General features: G+C 72.6%; 22 protein-coding genes. 11 read left to right on the forward strand and 11 right to left on the reverse strand.

Going from position 1 to position 21,829, the window contains the following annotated elements:
• Positions 1-543: FAD-dependent monooxygenase (locus AB0L75_RS09795; RefSeq protein ID WP_365177829.1), on the forward strand; the 543-nt coding region annotated here is incomplete at its 5' end.
• Positions 544-729: 186 nt separating this feature from the next.
• Positions 730-1,590, forward strand: a complete 861-nt coding sequence (locus tag AB0L75_RS09800) for a Bax inhibitor-1/YccA family protein (RefSeq protein WP_365177832.1) — start codon at positions 730-732, stop codon at positions 1,588-1,590.
• Positions 1,591-1,653: 63 nt separating this feature from the next.
• Here AB0L75_RS09800 and AB0L75_RS09805 read toward each other — a convergent pair whose 3' ends face one another.
• Positions 1,654-1,884 carry a DUF4287 domain-containing protein gene (locus tag AB0L75_RS09805; protein ID WP_365177835.1) on the reverse strand — a complete coding sequence of 77 codons (231 nt, stop codon included), beginning with the start codon at positions 1,882-1,884 and terminating at the stop codon, positions 1,654-1,656.
• Between the two features lie 99 nt (positions 1,885-1,983).
• On the opposite strand from AB0L75_RS09805, the gene AB0L75_RS09810 reads away from it, so the two are divergent.
• Entirely contained in the window at positions 1,984-2,295 is a 312-nt protein-coding gene (locus AB0L75_RS09810; protein WP_365177838.1) for a hypothetical protein, read from the forward strand.
• Between the two features lie 9 nt (positions 2,296-2,304).
• Here the strand turns inward: AB0L75_RS09810 and AB0L75_RS09815 are convergent, their stop codons facing one another.
• The 3 genes from AB0L75_RS09815 to AB0L75_RS09825 form a co-directional block, all read right to left on the reverse strand.
• The gene (locus tag AB0L75_RS09815) at positions 2,305-3,090 is read right to left on the reverse strand and encodes a hypothetical protein (RefSeq protein WP_365177841.1); all 786 of its coding nucleotides are present in this window, start codon (positions 3,088-3,090) and stop codon (positions 2,305-2,307) included.
• A 282-nt stretch (positions 3,091-3,372) separates the two neighbouring features.
• Positions 3,373-4,590 (reverse strand): acetyl-CoA C-acetyltransferase, encoded by a 1,218-nt coding sequence (locus AB0L75_RS09820; RefSeq protein WP_365177845.1) that lies wholly within the window; start codon positions 4,588-4,590, stop codon positions 3,373-3,375.
• Positions 4,591-4,751: 161 nt separating this feature from the next.
• The gene (locus AB0L75_RS09825) at positions 4,752-5,771 is read right to left on the reverse strand and encodes an SGNH/GDSL hydrolase family protein (protein ID WP_365177848.1); all 1,020 of its coding nucleotides are present in this window, start codon (positions 5,769-5,771) and stop codon (positions 4,752-4,754) included.
• Between the two features lie 159 nt (positions 5,772-5,930).
• Here AB0L75_RS09825 and AB0L75_RS09830 point away from each other — a divergent pair, with 159 nt between their 5' ends.
• Complete coding sequence (locus tag AB0L75_RS09830) at positions 5,931-7,322, forward strand: cystathionine beta-synthase (protein WP_365177851.1); 1,392 nt, start codon at positions 5,931-5,933, stop codon at positions 7,320-7,322.
• 356 nt (positions 7,323-7,678) lie between these two features.
• On the opposite strand, the gene AB0L75_RS09835 is transcribed toward AB0L75_RS09830, so the two are convergent.
• The gene (locus tag AB0L75_RS09835) at positions 7,679-8,509 is read right to left on the reverse strand and encodes a helix-turn-helix transcriptional regulator (protein WP_365178081.1); all 831 of its coding nucleotides are present in this window, start codon (positions 8,507-8,509) and stop codon (positions 7,679-7,681) included.
• 161 nt (positions 8,510-8,670) lie between these two features.
• Between AB0L75_RS09835 and AB0L75_RS09840 the strand changes: the two genes are divergently transcribed.
• Positions 8,671-9,432 carry an SDR family oxidoreductase gene (locus AB0L75_RS09840; RefSeq protein ID WP_365177854.1) on the forward strand — a complete coding sequence of 254 codons (762 nt, stop codon included), beginning with the start codon at positions 8,671-8,673 and terminating at the stop codon, positions 9,430-9,432.
• A 41-nt stretch (positions 9,433-9,473) separates the two neighbouring features.
• Here AB0L75_RS09840 and AB0L75_RS09845 read toward each other — a convergent pair whose 3' ends face one another.
• On the reverse strand, positions 9,474-9,917 hold the full coding sequence (locus AB0L75_RS09845) for a hypothetical protein (RefSeq protein WP_365177856.1): 444 nt from the start codon (positions 9,915-9,917) through the stop codon (positions 9,474-9,476).
• 160 nt (positions 9,918-10,077) lie between these two features.
• Between AB0L75_RS09845 and AB0L75_RS09850 the strand changes: the two genes are divergently transcribed.
• Both AB0L75_RS09850 and AB0L75_RS09855 read left to right on the forward strand, forming a co-directional pair.
• The gene (locus tag AB0L75_RS09850; RefSeq protein ID WP_365177859.1) at positions 10,078-11,586 is read left to right on the forward strand and encodes an aromatic amino acid ammonia-lyase; all 1,509 of its coding nucleotides are present in this window, start codon (positions 10,078-10,080) and stop codon (positions 11,584-11,586) included.
• Positions 11,583-12,455, forward strand: coding sequence for a MurR/RpiR family transcriptional regulator (locus tag AB0L75_RS09855; RefSeq protein WP_365177862.1), 873 nt, complete (start codon positions 11,583-11,585; stop codon positions 12,453-12,455). The genes AB0L75_RS09850 and AB0L75_RS09855 overlap by 4 nt, the downstream gene beginning before the upstream one ends.
• Before the next feature lie 58 nt (positions 12,456-12,513).
• Here the strand turns inward: AB0L75_RS09855 and AB0L75_RS09860 are convergent, their stop codons facing one another.
• The 5 genes from AB0L75_RS09860 to AB0L75_RS09880 form a co-directional block, all read right to left on the reverse strand.
• Positions 12,514-12,888, reverse strand: a complete 375-nt coding sequence (locus AB0L75_RS09860) for a hypothetical protein (protein WP_365177864.1) — start codon at positions 12,886-12,888, stop codon at positions 12,514-12,516.
• Positions 12,889-12,904: 16 nt separating this feature from the next.
• Entirely contained in the window at positions 12,905-13,417 is a 513-nt protein-coding gene (locus AB0L75_RS09865; RefSeq protein WP_365177866.1) for a roadblock/LC7 domain-containing protein, read from the reverse strand.
• Between the two features lie 31 nt (positions 13,418-13,448).
• Positions 13,449-14,249, reverse strand: coding sequence for a transcriptional regulator (locus tag AB0L75_RS09870; protein ID WP_365177868.1), 801 nt, complete (start codon positions 14,247-14,249; stop codon positions 13,449-13,451).
• Positions 14,246-14,629: a hypothetical protein gene (locus AB0L75_RS09875; RefSeq protein WP_365177871.1), complete on the reverse strand. Its 384-nt coding sequence runs from the start codon at positions 14,627-14,629 to the stop codon at positions 14,246-14,248. Before AB0L75_RS09875 ends, AB0L75_RS09870 begins: the two co-directional genes overlap by 4 nt.
• A gap of 181 nt (positions 14,630-14,810) precedes the next feature.
• A complete protein-coding gene (locus AB0L75_RS09880) occupies positions 14,811-16,385 on the reverse strand; it encodes a diaminopimelate decarboxylase (protein WP_365177874.1) in 1,575 nt (524 codons plus the stop codon).
• Between AB0L75_RS09880 and hutU the strand changes: the two genes are divergently transcribed.
• From hutU to hutI, 4 genes are read left to right on the forward strand one after another with little or no spacing between them, the layout of a single operon-like run.
• Positions 16,358-18,022 (forward strand): urocanate hydratase, encoded by a 1,665-nt coding sequence (hutU, locus tag AB0L75_RS09885; protein ID WP_365177877.1) that lies wholly within the window; start codon positions 16,358-16,360, stop codon positions 18,020-18,022. The genes AB0L75_RS09880 and hutU overlap by 28 nt on opposite strands.
• Positions 18,019-19,236 carry an allantoate amidohydrolase gene (locus tag AB0L75_RS09890; RefSeq protein ID WP_365177880.1) on the forward strand — a complete coding sequence of 406 codons (1,218 nt, stop codon included), beginning with the start codon at positions 18,019-18,021 and terminating at the stop codon, positions 19,234-19,236. Before hutU ends, AB0L75_RS09890 begins: the two co-directional genes overlap by 4 nt.
• Positions 19,233-20,570: a formimidoylglutamate deiminase gene (locus AB0L75_RS09895; RefSeq protein WP_365177883.1), complete on the forward strand. Its 1,338-nt coding sequence runs from the start codon at positions 19,233-19,235 to the stop codon at positions 20,568-20,570. Before AB0L75_RS09890 ends, AB0L75_RS09895 begins: the two co-directional genes overlap by 4 nt.
• A gap of 32 nt (positions 20,571-20,602) precedes the next feature.
• On the forward strand, positions 20,603-21,778 hold the full coding sequence (hutI, locus tag AB0L75_RS09900; protein WP_365177886.1) for an imidazolonepropionase: 1,176 nt from the start codon (positions 20,603-20,605) through the stop codon (positions 21,776-21,778).
• Positions 21,779-21,829 lie beyond the last annotated feature (51 nt).

Raw genomic sequence — 21,829 nt, forward strand, 5'->3', positions numbered from 1 at the left:
CTCCCCATCGAATCCTTCGTCTCCCGCCTCTACCTCCAGGTGCCCGCCGACACGGACGCCGGCGAGTGGACGGACGACGCCATCTGGGCGGAGCTGGAGCGGCGCTTCGAGACCGACGGCGACTGGCGGCTGGAACGCGGGCCCATCACCCAGAAGTCGGTCACGCCCATGCGGTCCTTCGTCCACGAACCGATGCGCCACGGCCGTCTCTTCCTCGCCGGCGACGCCGCCCACATCGTCCCGCCGACCGGCGCCAAAGGCATGAACCTCGCCGTCGGTGACGTCGTCACGCTCGCCCGCGCCCTCGTCCACGAGAGGGACACCGGCTCCCCGGACCTCCTCGACGCGTACTCCGCGACCTGCCTGCGCCGCGTCTGGCAGGCCGAGCGGTTCTCCTACGACATGACGACGATGCTCCATCCGGCCCCGCACGACACTCCCTTCGACGCCCGCCTGCAGCGGGCCCGGCTGGAACGGATCGCCTCCTCCCGAGCGGCCGAGACCGACCTGGCCGAGGCGTACACCGGGTTTCCGCTGGGGTAGCGCCACATCTCGGTCGCGTAGCAGGTTCGTCATGGAACGCGATCACCCTTGGCCGGGAATCGCCGGTACGCGTAGCGTGTTGGGGAGCACGGCAGGGGAAAGATCCTCCTCAGGTATCATGGTCGGTCCTTTGCCAATCCATTACTCTTGAGCCAAGGCTGCGCACGGCAGCCATGGAGGAGTGCAATGAGGAGCAGTAACCCGGTCTTCTCGCGACGGGGGTTCAGCCGCGACAGCGGCTACGCCGGCTTCAACACCGCACCGCAGGCCGGGTACGCACAGGGCAACCCGTACGCGCAGAACCCCTACGCCCAGAACCCGTACGCGCAGGGCGGCGTCCAGCACGGCGCCCCGCCGCAGGCTCCGGTCACCACCGACCGGATGACGATGGACGACGTGGTCGTCCGCTCGGCCATCACGCTCGGCACCGTCGCCGTCGGCGCGGTCCTCGCCTGGGCCCTGCTGCCGGTCTCGACGACCAGCTACGGCCTGGCCGTCGGCTCCGCGATCGTCGCGTTCGTCCTGGCGATGATCCAGAGCTTCAAGCGCACCCCGTCGCCCGCGCTGATCCTCGGGTACGCCGCCTTCGAGGGCGTCTTCCTCGGCGTCATCAGCGAGATGTACAACAGCCGCTGGAGCGGCGCCCCCTTCCAGGCGGTGCTCGGCACCATGGCGGTCTCGGGCGCGACCCTGCTGGTCTACAAGGCCGGCTGGATCCGCGTCACCGCCCGCTACGCCCGCGTCGGCATCGCCATCGCCATGGCGTTCATGGTGGTCATGGCGGTCAACCTGCTGCTGGTCGCGTTCGGCGTCGCCGAGAACGGCGGCCTGCGCAGCTTCGGCCCGCTCGGCGCGCTCGTCGGCATCGTCGCGATCCTGCTCGGCGCGTTCTTCCTCACCCTCGACTTCAAGCAGATCGAGGACGGCATCGCCTACGGCGCCCCGCGCAACGAGTCCTGGCTGGCCGCGTTCGGCCTCACCATGACCCTGGTGTGGATCTACGTGGAGATGCTGCGGCTGGTGGCGATCTTCACCAACAACGACTAGCGCACACACCGGTCGTAGGACGACGAGAAGGGCCCCGGGTTCCGACCCGGGGCCCTTCGCCGTCTAGAGCAGCTTGCGGGCTGCCCTGCGGAGGTCGTACTCATGGACGATCGCCTTCGCGTGGCCGTACGCGAGGTCGTACTCGTGCCGGAGCCAGCTGACCTTCTCCTCGAACCGGACCAGGGCGGGGCCTTCTTCTACGGTGCGCAGCCAGTCGGAGATCTCACGACCGGTGCAGTGGGGAATGCGGGCGAGCAGATTGCGGTGGGTCTCCTCGGAGAAGAGCTGGGACATCGGCGCCTCCGAACGCAAAGGGGATGTAAGCCGGTCCTTCACGTCACCGTGCCTGAGCGTTCGCGTATTGGCAACAGTGCGGCACGTTACGCTCGGCGCGTGGTTGATACGACGCCCTTGACCCAAGCAGTGGATCATTTCGCCGACCGGTTGCGGGCCGCTCCGCAGAGCCGGCTGCAACGAGGCGCCGCCGGTGAGGCCTTGGCTGTGGCGAGGGAGCTTTCCCGGCAGGCCCAGTTGCTGGAACAGCCAGGCGTCGAGCCTCGGGAGATGCCGGACGCGGGGATGTTCGCGGCGGCCGACCAGCTTCTGGTCGCCGCGCATGACTTGGGGCTGGTGTTGCGCAGTGACGCCGAAGTCGCCGAGGCGGTGCGGCTGGTCGAGGAGGCGCGTCAGCGGGCCGGGGTCTGAAGGCCCCTCTCAGAGAGACGCTATGACCCTGTCGGCCAGGATGTAGACCGTGTCCTCGCCGCAGGCGAAGGTGAGGGTGTAGGCGCCGGAGATGCCGGAGCCGCCCAGCAGATACGGGGCCTCGCCCGCTTCCACGGCCACCGCCAGGCGTTCCGCGGTCTCGCGGTGGCCCGGGGTCATGCACAGGGTGGTGCCGTCGGCGAAGGCGTAGACGTCGAGGGTGCCGAGCGGGCCCGGGCGGACGTCGGACAGCTCGACCTGCTCGGCGGCCAGCTGCTCCAGCGTGGTCACCGTGCGCTCGTGGTCGTTGACCATCGGCGACTGCACCGGGACGAAGTCGGGGTGCGAGGGGTGACGGCGGCGGGCCGCGGCCAGTTCCGGGGACTCCCCGGCGAACTCGTCGGTGTCGGCGGTCGGCTCGGACACCGGCTCCAGGCCGACGAAGTCGCTCTGCCGGGGCAGGAACAGCTCGGCGGCGTCCGGCAGGCCCAGCAGGGAGGGGGTGTCGGAGGCGTCACGGGCCTCCTGCGCGGCCCAGAAGGCGCGCGCCTCGGCCAGCTCGCGCTCCCGCTCCTCGGCGAGCGCCTCGGCCACGGCCGTGCGTATCTGGTCGGCGTCGGCGTGGCTGCGTGCGTTCGGCAGCAGCGCGCGCATGGCGGCCGACTGGTTCTCCGCGAGCCGGCTCTGCAGCTCCGTGAGCTGGCGACGCAGCTTCACAACGGTGCGCAGGACGGCGACGCCCACGGCGCCGGTGGCGACCGTGGTGAGCAGCAGGGCGATCGGCATGGCGCTCACTGACGTACTCCCGTTCAAAGTCGACCCCCGACTTCCTACATCAGCTTGAAGGGTGGACTAAGCAGCTGTCAGTGCGTAACGTCACGAAACGGACAGGAACTTGGGATAGTGAGGGTGCTGCACACTCTGCTTACCTGCTCTGACCTGCACCGATGTGCCCGGTGAGCGAGATAGGTCACATCCTGGGGGAGATTGGATCACAGAAAGGCCCAGAACCTCGGGGATTCCTCGGTTCCGGGCCGTTTCCTGACGTTACGTGCCTGTCCCGCTACGGACGGTGCGTCAGCTGAGGCGCTCGATGACCATCGCCATGCCCTGGCCGCCGCCCACGCACATCGTCTCCAGGCCGAACTGCTTGTCGTGCCACTGCAGGGAGTTGATGAGCGTGCCGGTGATGCGGGCGCCGGTCATGCCGAAGGGGTGGCCGACGGCGATGGCGCCGCCGTTGACGTTCAGCCTGTCGATGTCGATGCCGAGGTCCCGGTAGGAGGGGATCACCTGGGCGGCGAAGGCCTCGTTGATCTCGACCAGGTCGATGTCGTCGATGGTCAGGCCGGCGCGCCGCAGCGCCTGCTTGCTGGCCTCGACCGGGCCGAGGCCCATGATCTCGGGGGAGAGGCCGGAGACACCGGTGGACACGATCCGGGCGAGCGGGGTCAGGCCCAGCTCGCGGGCCTTGGTGTCGCTCATGATGACGACGGCGGCGGCGCCGTCGTTGAGCGGGCAGCAGTTGCCGGCCGTGACGAGCCCGTCCGGGCGGAAGACCGGCTTCAGGCCCGCGACGCCCTCCAGGGTGACGCCGGGGCGCGGGCCGTCGTCCTTGCTGACGACCGTGCCGTCCGGGAGGGTCACCGGGGTGATCTCGCGCTCCCAGAAGCCGTTCTTGATGGCCTGCTCGGCCAGGTTCTGCGAGCGGACGCCGAACTCGTCCATGTCCTGGCGGGTGATGCCCTTGGCGCGGGCCAGGTTCTCGGCGGTCTGGCCCATCGTGATGTAGGCGTCGGGGATCAGCCCGTCCTCACGCGGGTCGTGCCACGTGGTGCCCTCCTGCTGGGCGACGGCCGCGGTGCGGGCCTCGGCCTCGGCGAAGAGGGGGTTGTGCGTGCCCGGGAGGTCGGAGCTGCCCTTGGCGAAACGGGAGACCGTCTCGACACCGGCCGAGATGAAGACGTCGCCCTCGCCGGCCTTGATGGCGTGCAGCGCCATGCGGGAGGTCTGCAGGGACGAGGAGCAGTACCGGGTGATCGTGCAGCCCGGGAGATGGTCCATGCCCATCTGTACGGCGACGATCCGGCCGAGGTTGTGGCCCTGCTCGCCGCCGGGGAGGCCGCAGCCGAGCATCAGGTCGTCGATGTCCCGGGGGTCCAGCTCGGGGATCTTGGCGAGCGCGGCCTGGATGATCGTGGCGGTCAGGTCGTCGGGGCGAAGATCCTTGAGGGAACCCTTGCCGGCGCGGCCGATGGGAGAGCGGGCGGTCGAGACGATGACGGCTTCGGGCATCACGGCTCCGTTCAAAAGGGGCAGGGCTTGTTGGGAAGTTACCCGCACGTATGAATCAGGTCACGGGTGCCGTGGTGTGACACTGGCCGCAATTTACTAAGCGCTTGCTTGCTGGCCTCCCTGTCTCGACCGAGACGAGTGGGCGGCGGGGGTGGAACCGGTCAGACCGGCGGAGTCGCGGGCTCGGCCTCCGGCACCCTGCGCCGCCGCCTCCGCTTGAGCAGTGCCCACGGCCCCCGCGGCCCTGTCGGCATCGCGGCCGTGACCTCGGTGCCCGCCTCCGATGCCGCCTCGGCCGCCGCCCGGGCCACCGGCAGGAAGCCCTCGCGCCGCGACACGTCCGGCCGTTCCTCCTCCGCCGGCCACAGGCCCAGCGCCGCGCAGACCGTGGGCAGGACGGCCATGGCCGCCGTCGCGTAGCCCTCCGCCGAGGGGTGGTAGTTGTCGGGGCCGAACAACTCCCGCGGGTTCGCCGCGAACTCGGGCCCCAGCAGGTCGCCCAGCGACACCGTGCGCCCGCCCTGCTCCACGGCCCCGATCGTCTGGGCGGCCGCCAGCTGCCGGGAGGCCCGCCGGGCCAGCCAGCGCAACGGCTGCTGCACCGGCTCGATGGTGCCGAGGTCGGGACAGGTGCCGACCACCACCTCCGCGCCGGCCGTGCGCAGCCGCCGTACCGCAGCCGACAGATGCCGTACCGAACGCGTCGGCGGCATGCGGTGCGTCACGTCGTTGGCGCCGATCATGATCACGCAGATGTCCGGGACCGGAAACGAGGCGGACAGGACCAGGGCCACCTGGCGGTCCAGGTCGTCGGACTGGGCCCCGGGCTGGGCGACGTTCCGCAGCTCCACCGGGCGTTCGGCCACCGCCGACAGCCCCGAGGCCAGCAGCGCGCCCGGTGTCTGGCCCGAGCGGTGCACGCCCTGGCCGGCCGCCGTGGAGTCGCCGAGCACGGCCAGGCGCAGGGGTGGTTCACCCGGGACGTCGTAGGTATGGCCGTAGACGCCGTCGGCCACCGGGACGCGGTCGCCGGTGCCGTTGCCCACATGGCGCCGGGCCAGCCTTACCTCCGCCAGCAGCAGACCGACCGCGGCCGCGCCGATCAGCCCCGCCCCGCCACCGCCGTACGCCGCCCCGGCCGCGATACGCCGGGCCACCCTCGCCCTCGACATGCTCGTCATGCGTCGCCGCCACCTCCTCGTAGCCGTACATCCACTCCTTGCCCCGTACGGCCCGTACGCCAATCTCAACGGGGAGTGAACGGCCGCCCGAGCCACGCAGCTGGCCTTAGGCTGGCGATACCACTACGACCACATCTTTTGCAGCGACCGGAGACAACGGTGCAATTCCACGACTCGATGATCAGCCTCGTCGGCAACACCCCGCTGGTGAGGCTCAACACCGTGACCAAGGGCATCCAGGCGACCGTCCTGGCCAAGGTGGAGTACTTCAACCCGGGCGGCTCCGTGAAGGACCGCATCGCCCTGCGCATGATCGAGGCCGCCGAGCAGAGCGGGGAGCTGAAGCCGGGCGGCACGATCGTGGAGCCGACCAGTGGCAACACGGGTGTGGGGCTGGCGATCGTCGCCCAGCAGAAGGGCTACAAGTGCATCTTCGTCTGCCCTGACAAGGTCTCCACCGACAAGATCAACGTGCTGCGCGCGTACGGTGCGGAAGTGGTCGTGTGCCCGACCGCCGTCGACCCCGAGCACCCGGACTCGTACTACAACGTCTCCGACCGGCTCGTCCGGGAGACCCCGGGCGCGTGGAAGCCCGACCAGTACTCCAACCCCAACAACCCGCTCTCGCACTACCACTCCACCGGCCCCGAGCTGTGGGAGCAGACCGAGGGGAAGATCACCCACTTCGTGGCCGGCGTGGGCACGGGCGGCACCATCTCCGGCACGGGCCGCTATCTGAAGGACGCCAGCGACGGCGGGGTCAAGGTCATCGGCGCCGACCCCGAGGGCTCGGTGTACTCCGGCGGCTCCGGGCGGCCGTATCTGATCGAGGGCGTCGGCGAGGACTTCTGGCCGACCGCCTACGACCGCACCGTCGCCGACGAGATCGTCGCCGTGTCCGACAAGGACGCCTTCCAGATGACCCGCCGCCTCGCCAAGGAGGAGGGCCTGCTCGTCGGCGGCTCCTGCGGCATGGCCGTCGTCGCCGCGCTGCGCGTCGCCGAGCGGCTCGGCCCGGACGACGTCGTGGTCGTCCTGCTCCCGGACAGCGGACGCGGCTACCTCAGCAAGATCTTCAACGACGAGTGGATGGCCGACTACGGCTTCCTGGAGGACGAGGGCCCGAGCGCCCGCGTCGCCGACGTCCTGAACGACAAGGCGGGCGGCTCCATCCCGTCCCTGGTGCACATGCACCCCGAGGAGACCGTCGGCCAGGCGATCGAGGTGCTGCGCGAGTACGGCGTCTCGCAGATGCCGGTCGTCAAGCCGGGCGCCGGTCACCCCGACGTGATGGCCGCCGAGGTCGTCGGCTCCGTGGTGGAACGGGAGCTGCTGGACGCCCTGTTCAGCAAGCGCGCGTCCCTCGACGACCCGCTGGAGAAGCACATGTGCGCCCCGCTGCCCCAGGTCGGCTCCGGCGAGCCGGTCGGCGACCTGATGTCCGTGCTCGGCTCCGCCGACGCGGCGATCGTCCTGGTGGAGGGCAAGCCGACCGGCGTGGTCAGCCGGCAGGACCTGCTGGCCTTCCTGGCCAAGGGCGGGAACAAGTAGCGAACCCGCGGTGAACGGCCCATGTCCCCGGCGAACTTGCGGTGACCTGGGCCGTTCAAGCCGTACCGGAAGTGTCACGTGCGCGCAGCACCCGCTTAACACGCGTCCGGCAGATTGGTGGGTGTCGGCAGGGGCGACGGGAGCACCTCCCAGGCGTTGAGCACTGGGGAGGCTTCCCGCCCGGGCCGGCGGCGAACGGCGCCAAGGACCTCCGGAGCGGCTCCCGGACCTCCATGGGCGCCACGGACGCGCAAGCCCGGCCCTGACCCGGCCCGCGTCCCTCGCGGGGACCGCCGTCGTCCCGCCCCCCGGAAACGGGGGTGCGGCGGTCCCCGCGCAAGCATGTTCCGCGGGGCTCAGCGGGCGGTACTGGATTCCCAACTCCCCAGCAGCGCAAGGCGTTCGGCCGTTTCCGAGCCCGGCTCCGGGGTGTAGGCCACGATCGTCTGGTCCGGGGCCGCCGGGATCGTCAGGGTCTCGTAGGGGAGGGTCAGCAGGCCCGCCACCGGGTGCCGGACCTTCTTCACGCCGTACGCGCACTCGCGGACCTCGTGGTCCGCCCACAGCCGGCGGAAGTCCTCGCTCTTCAGGGAGAGTTCGCCGACCAGGGCGCACAGCCCGGCGTCGTCGGCGTAGCGGCCCGCGTTCACCCGCAGATGGGCCACCGTCTGCGCGGCGACCGCGGGCCACTCGGGGTAGAGGTCACGGCCGGCCGGGTCCAGGAAGACCTGCCGGGGCATGCTCCGCTCCGCCGGCGCCAGCCGGCTGAAGCCGTTCACCGCATCGCCCAGCGCGTTCCACGCCAGGACCTCCATGCGGCGGCCCAGCACGAACGCCGGGCTGCGCTCCATGCCGTCGAGCAGGATCTGCACGCCCGGGCGGACACGGGGCGCGGCCTGCTCCCGCCCGCGCCGGCGGCGGGGCCGCGCCACCGTCCGCAGATACGCCTGCTCGGTCTCGTCCAGCCGCAGCACCCGCGCGATCGCGTCCAGCACGGCGTCGCTGACGCTCGCCCCCCGCCCCTGTTCGAGACGGATGTAGTAGTCGACGCTGACCCCCGCGAGCTGGGCCACCTCCTCGCGGCGCAGGCCCGGTACGCGGCGCCGCCCATGGCTGGGCAGCCCCACCTCCTCGGGCTGGATCCGTGCACGTCGTGAGCGCAGGAAGTCGCCGACTTCCCCTTGCAGCCAGTCCCCGTCCATACGGCGATCGTAGGGGAGCGGCCGGCCGCCAACCTGGTACTGGCAGACCCAGGAAAAGCGCATCCCTGGGTACGCCCGCCGGACCCGGCGAGGGTGGTGCCAGCCGCCGGGAACCGCCCCGGTGCGAACACCCAGGGGGAACACCCATGTCGTACGAGAACCTGTCCGGCCGCACCGCCGTCGTCACCGGAGCCGCCAGCGGCATCGGCGAGGCCCTCGCGCTGCGGCTCGCCGCCGAGGGTGCCCGGGTGGCGTTGCTCGCCCGGCGCGCCGACCGGCTTCAGGCGCTGGTGGAGAGGATCCGGGCCGACGGGGGCGAGGCGCTCGCCGTGGCGGCGGACGTCACCGACGACGCCTCCGTGGACGCCGCCCGGGACCTGGTGCACAGCACGTTCGGGGCCGTCGACCTCGTCGTCAACAACGCCGGGGTCATGCTCCCGAACCCGATCGCCGACGGCCGGATCGACGAGTGGCAGCGGATGCTCGACACCAACGTCAGCGGAGTGCTGCGGGTCATCCGTGCCTTCGGCGCCGACCTGGTGGCCGCAGCCGGCGAGGGGCGCACCGCCGACCTGGTGAACATCTCCTCCATCGGCGCCCACATCACCTTCCCCGACTATGCGGTGTACGGCGCCACGAAGGCCGCCGTCACCTATCTCTCGCAGTCCCTGCGCACCGAGTTCGGGCCGCGGGACGTGCGGGTGACGAACATCGAGCCGGGGCTGACGGAGACGGAGCTGAAGGACCACGTCGACAGCGCGGAGCTGTCCGGGCAGCTGGACGGGATGCTGGAGGCGATCGGCGCCCTCTCGGCGGCCGAGGTCGCGGACGTCGTCGCCTACGCCGTCGGCCGGCCCCGGCACGTCAACCTCCGCCAGATCATGGTCCTGCCGACCCGGCAGGCGTGAACCCGCGGATCCGGCCGGTCCCGCCGGGCGGAGAGGCCCGCTCAGTCCCGCCGGTCGGGCCGCTCGCGGCGGCCGCCGAGCAGCTCCGGGTGGAGCCGCACCGCCTGGGCGAAGTTGACGCCGACGATGCCGACCCAGGTGACCACCGTCCCGACCGTCCCCGCCACGCCGCCGCCGACGGCGGACAGCGGTATGGCGAGGACCAGCGAGACGATGGCGAACCCGAACCGCTCCGGCCAGCTGTCGGCGTCCTTCGGGCGCCGGGTGCCGCGCGCGCTCTCCATCCGCTGCTCGGCCAGGTGCCGTCGCACCCGGCGGTCCACCGCGTCGTCGATCCGCTGCTCGACCCTCTCCAGGAAGGAGTCGACCAGCGCGGAGTCGTAGTCGGCGCCCAGATCCGTGCGGGCCCGTAGCGTGGCGTCGAGTTCCTTGCGCAGGTCCGGGTCCTTCTTCAGGCCCGCGTCCGGCGAGTCCAGTGTGCTCATGGGCCCCACCTTAAGGAGCGCTCACGCGCCTGCGCACTGGGGACAGCCCCCCTCTCTCTCCGGACGCTGGACGAGATGCCCCTTGCCCGGCTGCATAGCGTCATGCAGAGTTCTTGGTGTGTGAATAGCTTGTCGACGGGTCGGAGGGAGTCTGGGTGTGATGTCGTCGCGCATCGTGGACGCGCCACCGTCCGTGTCGTCCGCGACGGTGGTCCTCCAGGGCGCCGGGCTCGGCGTCGAGGACGTCGTACGCCTCGCCGACGGCGCCGCGCGTCCGGTCCCCGGGGCCGATGCGATGCGCCGGGCGGAGCGCTCCTGGGACGCCGCCCGGCAGATCGCCGCCACCGGGCGCGTCTACGGCCGGTCCACCGGCGTCGGCGCCAACCGGAACGAGGACGTGCCTACCGAGTCCGCCGCCGGCCACGGCCTGCGCCTGCTGCGCAGTCATGCCGGCGCCATCGGCGAACAGCTCCCGGCACGGCAGGTGCGCGCGATGCTCGCCGTCCGCGCCAACCAGCTGCTGGCCGGCGGCGCCGGGCTGCGGCCGAGCGTGGTCACCGCCCTGTGCGAGGCGCTGCGCAGCGGCGCGTACCCGCTCGTCAACGAGTTCGGCTCCGTCGGCACCGGCGACATCGCGGCCCTCGCCCAGGTCGGGCTCGCGCTCGCCGGCGAACACCCCTGGCGCGGCGCCGGCGCCCCCGAGCCGCAGCCCCTCGACAACAACGACGCCCTCGCCCTGATCAGCAGCAACGCCCTCACCCTCGGCCAGTCCGCGCTCGCCCTGCACGAACTGGGCGGGCTCATCGGCGCCACCCAGGTCGTCGCCGCCCTGTCCCTGCTCGCCGTCGACGGCTCCCACGAGGCGTACGCCGCCCCCGTGCACGCCGCCCGCCCGCACCGGGGGAGCGCCGAAGCGGCCCGGCGGATGCGGAAGCTGATCGGCGCCGCCGACCGGCCCACCCCGCCGCTCGGCCGGATCCAGGACCCGTACGGCTTCCGCTGCCTGCCCCAGATCCACGGCCCGGCGCACGACGCCGCCGACGCCCTGGAGCAGGTCCTGACCGTGGAGATCAACGCGGCCGCCGAGAACCCGCTCATCTCCCCCGAGGACCTCGCCGCCTACCACCACGGCGGCTTCTACCAGGCCCAACTGGCCCTCGCCCTCGACCATTTCAGGCTCGCGGTGACCCAGGTGGCCCGGCTGTCGACCTCCCGTCTGTCCACGCTCAACGAGCCCGCCTACACCCGGCTGCGCCCCTTCCTCGCCGACCAGGAGCCGGCCTCCTCCGGCGTGATGATCCTGGAGTACGCGGCCGGCGCGGCCCTCGGTGATCTGCGGGCCTTCTCCGCGCCCGCCTCGCTCGGCCACGCTGTACTCTCCCGGGGCGTCGAGGAACAGGCGAGCTTCGCCTCGCTCGCCGCGCGGCAGACCCTGCGCGCGTGCGGTGCGTATCGTCTGGTGGTCGGCTGCGAACTCGTCGCCGCCGTCCGGGCGCTGCGCCAGCGCGACCTGAGGCCCGACCCCGGGCTGCCGGCCGACCGGGCGTTCGCGCTCGCCGAGTCGGTCCTCGACGCCGACCCGGCCGACCGGCCGCTCACGGACGACGTGACGCAGGCGGCCGCACTGCTCGACCGGTTCGCGGACATCTGGAGGGGGAGCGCGTCATGAGCGTGGACAGCAGCACCGGGGGGACGCCCGGCGTCACGGACAGTGCCGCGAACCGGCTGCAGGCGCTGTTCGAGGGCCACCGGCTGACGCCGACCCAGCGCCGGATCGCGCACAGCATGGTCCGGCGCGCCGCCGACGTGCCCTTCCTGTCCAGCGTGGAGCTGGCCGAGCTGGCCGGGGTCAGCCAGCCGTCGGTGACCCGGTTCGCGGTCGCCCTCGGTTTCGACGGCTATCCGGCGCTGCGCAGGCATCTGCGCGAGGTCGTGCCCGCCGAACCTGCCGCCGAGGCGGGCGCCTTCAACGAGTACCAGCAGGCCGTCGAGGCCGAGATCGAGAACCTGCGGCACCTCGCCGACCTGCTCGCCGACCCGCGCCCGGTGCAGCGGGCCGGCCGGATCCTCGCCGCCTCCCGTCCGCTGCCGGTGCTCGGCCTGCGCGCGGCCGCGTCCCAGGCGTACGGCTTCGCCTACTTCGCCGCCAAGGTCCACCCGGACGTCCGGCTGCTCAACGAGGGCGGCACGATGATCCAGGACCGGATCGACGCGGCCGTCCGCGCCGGAGCCTCCGCGCTGCTGTGCTTCGCGCTGCCCCGGCATCCGCGCGAGGTCGTCGACACCCTCGCCTACGCCAAGGACGTGGGCCTGACCACCGTCACCGTCGCCGACTCCGCGTTCGCGCCGGTCGCCAAGTACTCCGATCTGCTGCTGCCCGCCGCCGTCGGCACCGGGCTCGCCTTCGACACCGCGTGCGCGCCGATGCTGCTCGGGCGGGTGCTGCTGGAGGCGGTCTGCGACGATCTGCCCCAGGCGCAGGCCCGGCTGGAGGAGTTCGACGCGAAGGCGGCGGCGCGGGGTCTGTTCGTGGAGTGACCTGCGTCGGAGCGAGGCGGCCCCGGGCGGGGCCGCGTCGCCGTACCGCGGGGCTGGTTCAGACCTCCAGGTCCTCCTCGATCCTCCTCAGCTGGTGCCGGGCCATCGCCAGGTTGGCCCGGGAGGAGTCCAGGACCAGGTAGAGGAACAGGCCGTTGCCGCCGCGTCCCTTGAGCAGGCGGACGAGGTGGTACTGGTCGGAGAGGGTGATCAGGACGTCCTCGATCTCGCCCTTGAGGCCGAGCATCTCCATCGTGCGCATCTTGGCGCGGATCACGTCGGTGTTGCCCGCGGCGGCCACGTTCAGGTCGAAGCTCTTGCTGCCGCCCATCGTGCCCAGCGCCATCCCGCTGGTGTAGTCGACGAGCGCGACGCCGGTGGCGCCCTCGATGGTGGTCAGCGCCTCTTTCAGGGCCGTCTCGGTGTTCGCCATGGTGGTCGTGGTCCTTTCAGCTGTCGGTTGCGGTGTGTGTGTCGGCGCTCGTGGCGCGGGGTGTGCGGGGCGTGCGGGTGCGGGGCGGGGGTGTGGCGCTGACGGCGCCCAGGGGCCGCCCGGCCCGGCGGGCCTTTCGGGCCGCGGCCTCGGCGGCGTCGAGCAGCTCCCCGATACGGGCGCCGGAGCGGCGGCCCTCCAGGTGGAGCCGGCCGACGTTGACCCGGTCCTGGGCGAGCAGGGTCAGCACGGCGGTGCGGCCGGCCGCGTAGGTGGCGACATAGCCGCGCTCGCCGCGCACCGTCAGCTCCCGGAAGCCGCCGTTCGCGGTGGCCTCGGCGACCCGTACCGCCACGCCGAGCGCGGCGGCGGTGAGCGCGGCGAGGCCCTCCGGGTCGACTCCGGGAGTGTCGTGGGCGACGACGAGACCGTCGACGCCGGCCGCCAGGGCGCCGGTGAGCTGCGGCACCCGGTTGCGCAGCCGGTGCAGCTCGTCCAGGACGGCCTGGAGGTCCTCCTCGGACACCATCAGCTCTCTCCTCTCGGCGGGGCGGTGCCGTTCAAAGCGCCTCCAGCGCATCCCTGAGCCTCTTCAGCAGCGCGATGTCGGGGTCGGTGACCGGGGGTGGGGGCGGCGGGGCGGGTCGCGTGACGGCGGGTGCCAGCGGGGTGACATGGCCGGCCGCCGCGAGCCGACGCACGTCGACCAGCGTGTGGAAGGCCTGCCGGCCCAGGTTCCGGGCGATTTCCGGGGCCGTGCGGACGCCGTCCACGCGGTCCAGGACCGCCCGCTGCCGGGGCGTGACCGGCGCGGCTCCCGCGGGGTCCGCGCGGATCAGCGGGGCGCTGTCCGCGCCCGGGTCGGGCCACAGCCGGTGCAGCAGCAGCCGGCGGCGCAGCGTCTCGCGTTCCAGGGCGACGACCGGGACCGAGGGCAGCGGGCCGACGCGGGGACCGCTGTCGTAGCGGAAGCGGCCCGGGGCGCTGCTCGGAGCCAGCGCGAAGTACCCGGCGTCGTACAGCGCGTCCAGCTGGCACAGCTCCAGCGCGCCCGCGGGCAACAGCCCGGAGTCCAGCAGGAGTTCGGCGGCGTGCAGCGGGCCGGCGGTCTCGGCGGCGGCCCGCTGCCAGGCGGTGGCCGCGAGCGTGTCGTGGGCCGTGAGGAGCACGTCGAGACCGGGGGCGAGCGGGCTCTCGGCGTGCACGACCCGGCCCTCGGCGAGGTACAGGGTGCCGTGCTCGCGGACCAGGACGCCGGTGGCCCGCTCCTCGGCGAGCCGGGTCAGCATCGGGGACAGCGCCCGGGTGGCCGACCTGTCCCGCACCGGCAGCGGAGGCGGAGGTATCTGTGTCACGGTCATCCCAGCACCAGCCGGGCCGCCATCTCGCCGAGCCGGATCCGGGCGAGCGCGAGGTTGCCCTCCTCGCGGCCGAGCCACAGATGCAGGAAGACGCTGCTGTCGAAGGTCGTGTCCACGAATCTCAGCAGGTGGTAGCTGTCGTGGTTGCTGACGATCACGTCCTCGACGGGCGGGTGCCCGTCACCGTGGACCGCGAAGGCGCCGTGCTCGGCGGCCATCCGGGCCAGTTCGGCGGCCTCGGTGGCGGTCGTCTCGTGATCGCCGCCGGGCGCCTCCCCGACCGTGCCGAGGGCCAGTCCGCTGGTCCAGTCCACCAGGGCGGCTCCCCGGGCACCGGGCAACCGCATCGCTTCCAGCAGGCACTCGTCGATTCCGGGCACCGTGTGGCTCCCCTCCCGCCTGGGACTCCGGCTGAGTGACAGCGACACTACGCAACGTGTGCGCGGGGAGTGAGGCCTTTGGCATTTTCCGGTGGAACATGCGTCCGGCGTACTAGTGTGGGTCAACTGACCTCTGTGGCAGGAGAGTTGATCCATTTGTTCGACGACTGGCGGGGGTGCGTCAACGGCTCCCGGGGGCCCGCAGGGTGGTGAGCGCGTCCGCATGCGCCCCGCCGGACTCCGCCACCACCTCGGCGATGGTCTGCGGCTCTCGTACGGTCGCGAAGGCGACGCCTCCCGCACCGTCCGGCGCGAAGCCGTAAACACCGGGACGGGCAAGGGAGTTGTAGGCGTAGTGGTGGGCGAAGTAGTACGCGCCCGTGTCCAGCGCCGCCGCGTAGTCGCCCTGCTCCAGCAGGGGCAGCATGCGTCCCTCGGCCAGCAGGTCGCCCGAGAAGCAGGCCGGCCCGGCCACGTCCTGGACCACCTCGGGACCCGGCTTCGGCCGCCCCTCGGCGTCGTACGCGGCGATCCTGAGCGGCCACGCCCCCGGCGCGTACACGGTGCGCGTCGCCACCTGCACGCCCGCGTGCGTCACCGCGATCCGCCGCCCGCCCGCGCTCTTGGCGTACTCCACCCGGGCCACCACCGTCCCCTGCTTGGCCAGCAGCGACCGCCCGAACTCGGTCACCAGCCCGTACCGCCCGTCGCACAGCCCCGGCACCTGCTCGGCCAGCAGCCGGGCGTACTCCGCGTACGACGGCGCCGTGGCCTCGGCCGTGAAGTCCACCGGCAGCCCGCCGCCGATGTCGAGTGTGTCGATCTGCCGCCGCCCCGCCCGCTCGTTGATCTCCTCGGCGAGCGCGTACGTCTCCGCCGCCCCCCGCACCAGCAGCGCCGGCGGGATGCCCTGCGAGCCGGTGTGCGCGTGCAGCCGGGTCAGCCACGGCCGCTCCAGGTACGCGCGTACCACCCACTCGCGCGCCCCCGCGTCGCGCAGCGCCACCCCGAACTTCGACGTCCGCGTCGCCGTCGAGGTGGCCCCGATCGTGCCGCCGCCGATCTGCGGATTGACCCGGATGCCGAGCGGGGAGCGGGTGGGGGCCGCGCCGACCAGGGTGTCCAGGCGGTCCAGCTCCTGCGGGTTGTCGGCGTTCACCGCGATGCCCAGCGCCAGCGCCTCGCGCAGCTCCGCCGGGGTCTTGGCGGGCGAGTCCAGCACGGTCCGGCCGGCCGGCACACCGGCCGCGCGGGCCAGCGCCAGCTCGCCCGGGCTCGCCACCTCGGCGCCGATGCCCGCCTCGTGCAGCAGCCGCAGCACGGGCACCAGCGGGGTCGCCTTCACCGCGAAGGCGTGCAGCACCGGCGTCCCGGGTACCAGGACCGCGTCGAACGCCGCCCGCAGGGCTGCCGCCGACTCCCGGATCCCGGTCACGTCCAGCAGCCCGACCACGGCCGCGTCCGGGCCCAGCAGCCCCTGCTCCACGGCGGCCCGCACCGCCTCGTCCCGCCGGGCGGCGCGCCCGCGCGCCTCACTCGCCTCACTCGCCTGGCTCGCCTGTGCCTCGATGTCCCGGGTGTTCCGCTCCACGGCCTCTCCCCTCGTCTCCGCCGCGCGTACATCCAGCCAAACACCGACGGCGCGCGGACGGGTCGCCCCGATGTATTGACTAGTTCTATTCAGGAGGACAGGATGTGAATAGACATAGCAACAGAAGGAGGCAGACGATGTCGGGACCCCGCCCCGTACGAGCACCGCGCGGCACGCAGCTCAGCGCCCTGGGATGGCAGCAGGAAGCCGCTCTGCGCATGCTGCAGAACAACCTCGACCCGGAGGTCGCGGAGCACCCCGACAAGCTCGTCGTCTACGGCGGCACCGGCAAGGCCGCCCGCGACTGGCGCTCCTTCGACGCGATGGTGCGCACGCTGAAGACCCTCAAGCAGGACGAGACCATGCTCGTCCAGTCCGGCCGCCCGGTCGGCGTGATGCAGACCCACGAGTGGGCCCCGCGCGTCCTCATCGCCAACTCCAACCTCGTCGGCGACTGGGCCAACTGGGAGGAGTTCCGCCGCCTGGAGGCCCTCGGCCTGACCATGTACGGCCAGATGACCGCCGGCTCCTGGATCTACATCGGCACCCAGGGCATCCTCCAGGGCACCTACGAGACCTTCGCCGCCGTCGCCGCGAAGAAGTTCAACGGCACCCTCGCGGGCACGATCACCCTCACCGCCGGCCTCGGCGGCATGGGCGGCGCCCAGCCGCTCGCCGTGACCATGAACGACGGCGTCGCCATCTGTATCGACTGCGACCCGCGCGCCATCGAGCGCCGCATCGAACACCGCTACCTGGACGTGAAGGCTGACAGCCTGGACCACGCGCTCCAGCTGGCCACCGAGGCCCGCGACGCCCGCCGCCCGCTGTCCATCGGCGTCCTCGGCAACGCTGCCGAACTGGTCCCCCAGCTGCTCGCGATGAACGCCCCCATCGACATCGTCACCGACCAGACCTCCGCCCACGACCCGCTGTCCTACCTGCCGGTGGGCGTGGCCTTCGAGGACATGGCCGACGCCGCCGCCAAGGACCCGGCCGGCTTCACCACGCGGGCGCGTGAGTCCATGGCCAGGCACGTCGAGGCCATGGTCGGTTTCATGGACGCCGGCGCCGAGGTCTTCGACTACGGCAACTCCATCCGGGGCGAGGCCCAACTCGCCGGCTACACCCGGGCGTTCGCCTTCCCCGGCTTCGTCCCCGCGTACATCCGCCCCCTCTTCTGCGAGGGCAAGGGCCCCTTCCGCTGGGCGGCCCTGTCCGGCGACCCCGCCGACATCGCCAAGACCGACAAGGCGATGCTGGAGCTGTTCCCGGAGAACGAGTCCCTGGCCCGCTGGATCAAGATGGCCGGCGAGCGCGTCCACTTCCAGGGTCTGCCCGCGCGCATCTGCTGGCTCGGCTACGGCGAGCGCGACAAGGCCGGCGAGCGCTTCAATGACATGGTGGCGAGCGGGGAACTGGCCGCTCCGCTGGCGATCGGCCGCGACCACCTGGACTGCGGCTCCGTGGCCTCGCCGTACCGTGAGACCGAGGCCATGCTCGACGGGTCCGACGCGATCGCCGACTGGCCGCTGCTCAACGCCATGGTGAACGTGGCCTCCGGCGCGTCCTGGGTGTCCATCCACCACGGTGGCGGCGTGGGCATGGGGCGGTCCATCCACGCCGGGCAGGTGACGGTGGCCGACGGCACGAAGCTGGCCGGCGAGAAGATCCGGCGCGTTCTCACCAACGACCCCGGCATGGGTGTCATCCGGCATGTGGATGCCGGGTACGACATCGCGGACTCGGTCGCGCAGGAGCGCGGGGTCCGGGTGCCTATGCGCGAGGGTGACCAGGCGTGACCTTCCACAGCATGTGGGCGGAGCTGCTGCCGATCGGCCGCAGCTCCGCCTCCGGCGGCTACCGGCGCTACGCATGGACCGGTGCCGACACCGAGTGCCGGGCCTGGTTCCAGGAGCAGGCCGAGGCGCGGGGGCTGGCCTACGAGGTCGACCGGAACGGGAACCAGTGGGCCTGGCTCGGGGATCCGACCGCCGGGGACGCCGTCGTCACCGGGTCGCATCTGGACTCGGTGCCGGACGGCGGCGCCTTCGACGGGCCTCTCGGGGTCGTCTCCTCCTTCGCCGCCCTGGACGAGCTGCGCAGCAGGAACGCGCGGTTCGCCAAGCCCCTCGCCATCGTCAACTTCGGTGACGAGGAGGGTGCCCGGTTCGGGCTGGCCTGTGTCGGCTCCCGGCTCACCGCCGGGCAGCTGACCGTCGAGCAGGCCCATCGGCTCACCGACGGCGACGGGACAAGCCTCCCGAAGGCCATGGAGGCCGCCGGGTACGACCCCGACGGCATCGGGGCCGACCCGGAGCGGCTGGCCCGGATCGGCGCCTTCGTCGAGCTGCACGTCGAACAGGGCCGCGCGCTGGACCTGTCCGGCGACCGGGTCGGCATCGCCAGCGCCATCTGGCCGCACGGACGCTGGCGGTTCGACTTCCGGGGCGAGGCCAACCACGCCGGCACCACCCGGCTGGTCGACCGGCGCGACCCGATGCTGTCCTACGCCGAGACCGTGCTCGCCGCCCGCCGCGAGGCCCAGCTCGCCGGTGCCGTGGCCACCTTCGGCAAGATCGCCGTGGAGCCCAACGGGGTCAACGCGATCCCCTCCCTCGTGCGCGGCTGGCTCGACTCCCGCGCCGCCGACCAGGACACCCTGGACACGGTGGTCGGCGGTATCGAGAAGGCGGCCCGGGAGTACGCCGACGCGCACGGCGTCGACCTCGACGTCGTCCGGGAGTCCTTCACTCCGGTCGTCGAGTTCGACCACGCCCTGCGCGACGAACTCGGCCGCGTCCTCGGCAAGGACACCGACCTGAAGGTGCCCGTCCTCGGGACCGGCGCCGGACACGACGCCGGAATCCTCTCCGGCAGCATTCCGACCGCCATGCTGTTCGTGCGCAACCCCACGGGTGTCTCGCACTCCCCGGCCGAGTTCGCCGCCGAGGACGACTGTGTGGCCGGGGTGCGCGCGCTCGCCGACGTACTGGAAGGGCTGGCCTGCAGGTGACCAAGGCGACCTACTGGCTGGAGCACGCCTGGCTCGGCACGAACGTCGAGCCAGGTGTGGCCCTCGCCATCGACGACGGGCGGATCAGCGCCGTCCGCACCGGTGTCCCCACCCCGCCGCCCGGCGCCGAGGTGCTGCGCGGGCTCACCCTGCCGGGCCTCGCCAACGCCCACAGCCACGCCTTCCACCGGGCGCTGCGCGGCACCGTCCAGGTCGGCTCCGGAACCTTCTGGACCTGGCGCGAGGTGATGTACTCCGTCGCCGAACATCTGACCCCGGAGACCTACCACGCCCTGGCGCGCGCGGTGTACGCCGAGATGGCCCTGGCCGGCATCACCTGCGTCGGCGAGTTCCACTACCTGCACCACGCGCCCGGCGGCACCCCCTACGCCGACCCCAACGCGATGGGCGAGGCGCTGATCGACGCCGCCGCCGAAGCCGGTGTCCGGATCACCCTCCTCGACACCTGCTACCTGTCCTCCGGCTTCGGCGAGGCCCCCAACAGCCACCAGCTGCGCTTCTCCGACGGCAGCGCGGAGGCCTGGGCCGCACGCTGTGCAGTTCTCAAGGAGCGGGATCACGCGCGGATCGGGGCGGCGATTCACTCCGTACGGGCTGTGCCGGCAAGCCAGTTGGCGACCGTGGCCGGGTGGGCCCAGGAGCGGCGGGCGCCGCTGCATGTGCACCTGTCGGAACAGACCGCCGAGAACGACGCCTGCCTGGCCGCCCACGGCTGCACGCCCACCCGGCTGCTCGCCGACCACGGGGTCCTCGGGCCGCGCACCACCGGTGTGCACAACACCCACCTCACGGACGAGGACATCGCCCTGCTCGGCGGCTCCGCCACCGGCACCTGCATGTGCCCGACGACCGAGCGGGACCTGGCCGACGGCATCGGCCCGGCCGCCGCCCTCCAGCGGGCCGGCTCCCCGCTCTCCCTCGGCTCCGACAGCCACGCCGTCATCGACCTGCTCGAAGAGGCGCGCGCGATGGAGCTGAACGAGCGGCTGCGCACCCGCACCCGGGGGCACTGGACGGCCGCCGCCCTGCTGCGGGCCGCCACCGCCGACGGCCACGCCGCCCTCGGCTGGGACGAGGCCGGCACCCTGGCGGCGGGCGCCCTCGCCGACTTCACGACGATCGCCCTCGACTCGGTCAGGACAGCGGGACCGCTGCCCAGGCTGGGCGCCGAGACGGCCGTATTCGCGGCGGGCGCGGCGGATGTCCGGCATACGGTCGTGGGCGGCCGGCATGTCGTACGGGACGGGGCGCACACGCTCGTACCCGATGTGCCGCAGGCGCTGGCCGCCGCCGTCGAAGCCCTGCGCGGCTGAACCCCATCGCCTCCCCCCACAAGGACGGGACCATGAGCAGCAGCACCGTCATCACCAACATCGCCACGCTGGTCACCAACGACCCCTCCCTCGGTGACGGCTCCCCTCTCGGCCTGATCCAGGACGCGGCCGTCGTCATCGACGGCGACCGCATCGCGTGGACCGGTGAATCCAGCAAAGCACCCGCCACTGACAACCGGGTCGACGCGGGCGGCCGGGCGGTGCTGCCGGGCTTCGTGGACTCGCACTCGCACCTGGTCTTCGCCGGGGACCGCACCCAGGAGTTCAACGCCCGTATGTCCGGCCGCTCCTACACCGCGGGCGGCATCCGCACCACGGTCGCGGCCACCCGCGCCGCGACCGACGCGGACCTGGAGGCGAACCTCACCCACTACCTGGCGGAAGCCCTCCGCCAGGGCACCACCACCTTCGAGACGAAGTCGGGCTATGGACTCACGGTCGAGGACGAGTCCCGCGCGCTGCGCCTCGCGGCGCGCCACACCGACGAGGTGACGTACCTCGGCGCGCACATCGTCCCGCCCGACCACGCCGACGACCCGGCCGCCTATGTCGCCCTGGTCACCGGCGAGATGCTGGACGCCTGCGCGCCGCACGCCCGCTGGATCGACGTGTTCTGCGAGAAGGGCGCCTTCGACGGCGACCAGGCCCGCGCGATCCTCACGGCGGGCAAGGCGAAGGGCCTGCACCCGCGCATCCACGCCAACCAGCTCTCCTACGGCCCCGGTGTCCAGCTCGCCGTCGAACTGGACGCGGCCAGCGCCGACCACTGCACCCACCTCACGGACGACGACGTCGACGCCCTGGCCAACAGCCGTACGGTCGCCACCCTCCTGCCCGGCGCCGAGTTCTCCACCCGCGCCGAGTGGCCCGACGCCCGCCGCCTCCTCGACGCCGGTGTCACGGTCGCGCTCTCCACGGACTGCAACCCGGGCTCGTCCTTCACCTCCTCCGTCCCCTTCTGCATCGCCCTGGCCGTCCGTGACATGCGGATGACCCCGGACGAGGCGGTCTGGTCGGCCACGGCCGGCGGCGCGGCGGCCCTGCGCCGCACCGACATCGGCCACCTGAGCCCCGGCGCCCGAGCCGACCTGACCCTCCTGGACGCCCCGAGCCACGTCCACCTGGCCTACCGCCCGGGCGTACCCCTGGTCAGCGGGGTGTGGCGACGGGGAGCGCGGGTGGTCTGACCGCGCAGGGTCCGGCCTGCTCCCGGCACCGGCCTGCTCCCGGCAGGCGCA

It is taken from the genome of Streptomyces sp. NPDC052101, assembly GCF_040680235.1.
Lineage (GTDB): Bacteria > Actinomycetota > Actinomycetes > Streptomycetales > Streptomycetaceae > Streptomyces.

Bases quoted from the DNA above. Each gene is read 5' to 3' on its own strand.
- AB0L75_RS09850 (WP_365177859.1), top strand. From the start codon at position 10,078: ATGTCGTCGCGCATCGTGGACGCGCCACCGTCCGTGTCGTCCGCGACG.
- AB0L75_RS09855 (WP_365177862.1), top strand. From the start codon at position 11,583: ATGAGCGTGGACAGCAGCACCGGGGGGACGCCCGGCGTCACGGACAGT.
- AB0L75_RS09805 (WP_365177835.1), bottom strand. From the start codon at position 1,884: ATGTCCCAGCTCTTCTCCGAGGAGACCCACCGCAATCTGCTCGCCCGC.
- AB0L75_RS09800 (WP_365177832.1), top strand. From the start codon at position 730: ATGAGGAGCAGTAACCCGGTCTTCTCGCGACGGGGGTTCAGCCGCGAC.
- AB0L75_RS09865 (WP_365177866.1), bottom strand. From the start codon at position 13,417: ATGGTGTCCGAGGAGGACCTCCAGGCCGTCCTGGACGAGCTGCACCGG.
- hutI (WP_365177886.1), top strand. From the start codon at position 20,603: ATGAGCAGCAGCACCGTCATCACCAACATCGCCACGCTGGTCACCAAC.
- AB0L75_RS09860 (WP_365177864.1), bottom strand. From the start codon at position 12,888: ATGGCGAACACCGAGACGGCCCTGAAAGAGGCGCTGACCACCATCGAG.
- AB0L75_RS09870 (WP_365177868.1), bottom strand. From the start codon at position 14,249: ATGACCGTGACACAGATACCTCCGCCTCCGCTGCCGGTGCGGGACAGG.
- AB0L75_RS09840 (WP_365177854.1), top strand. From the start codon at position 8,671: ATGTCGTACGAGAACCTGTCCGGCCGCACCGCCGTCGTCACCGGAGCC.
- AB0L75_RS09845 (WP_365177856.1), bottom strand. From the start codon at position 9,917: ATGAGCACACTGGACTCGCCGGACGCGGGCCTGAAGAAGGACCCGGAC.
- AB0L75_RS09820 (WP_365177845.1), bottom strand. From the start codon at position 4,590: ATGCCCGAAGCCGTCATCGTCTCGACCGCCCGCTCTCCCATCGGCCGC.
- AB0L75_RS09825 (WP_365177848.1), bottom strand. From the start codon at position 5,771: ATGACGAGCATGTCGAGGGCGAGGGTGGCCCGGCGTATCGCGGCCGGG.
- hutU (WP_365177877.1), top strand. From the start codon at position 16,358: ATGTCGGGACCCCGCCCCGTACGAGCACCGCGCGGCACGCAGCTCAGC.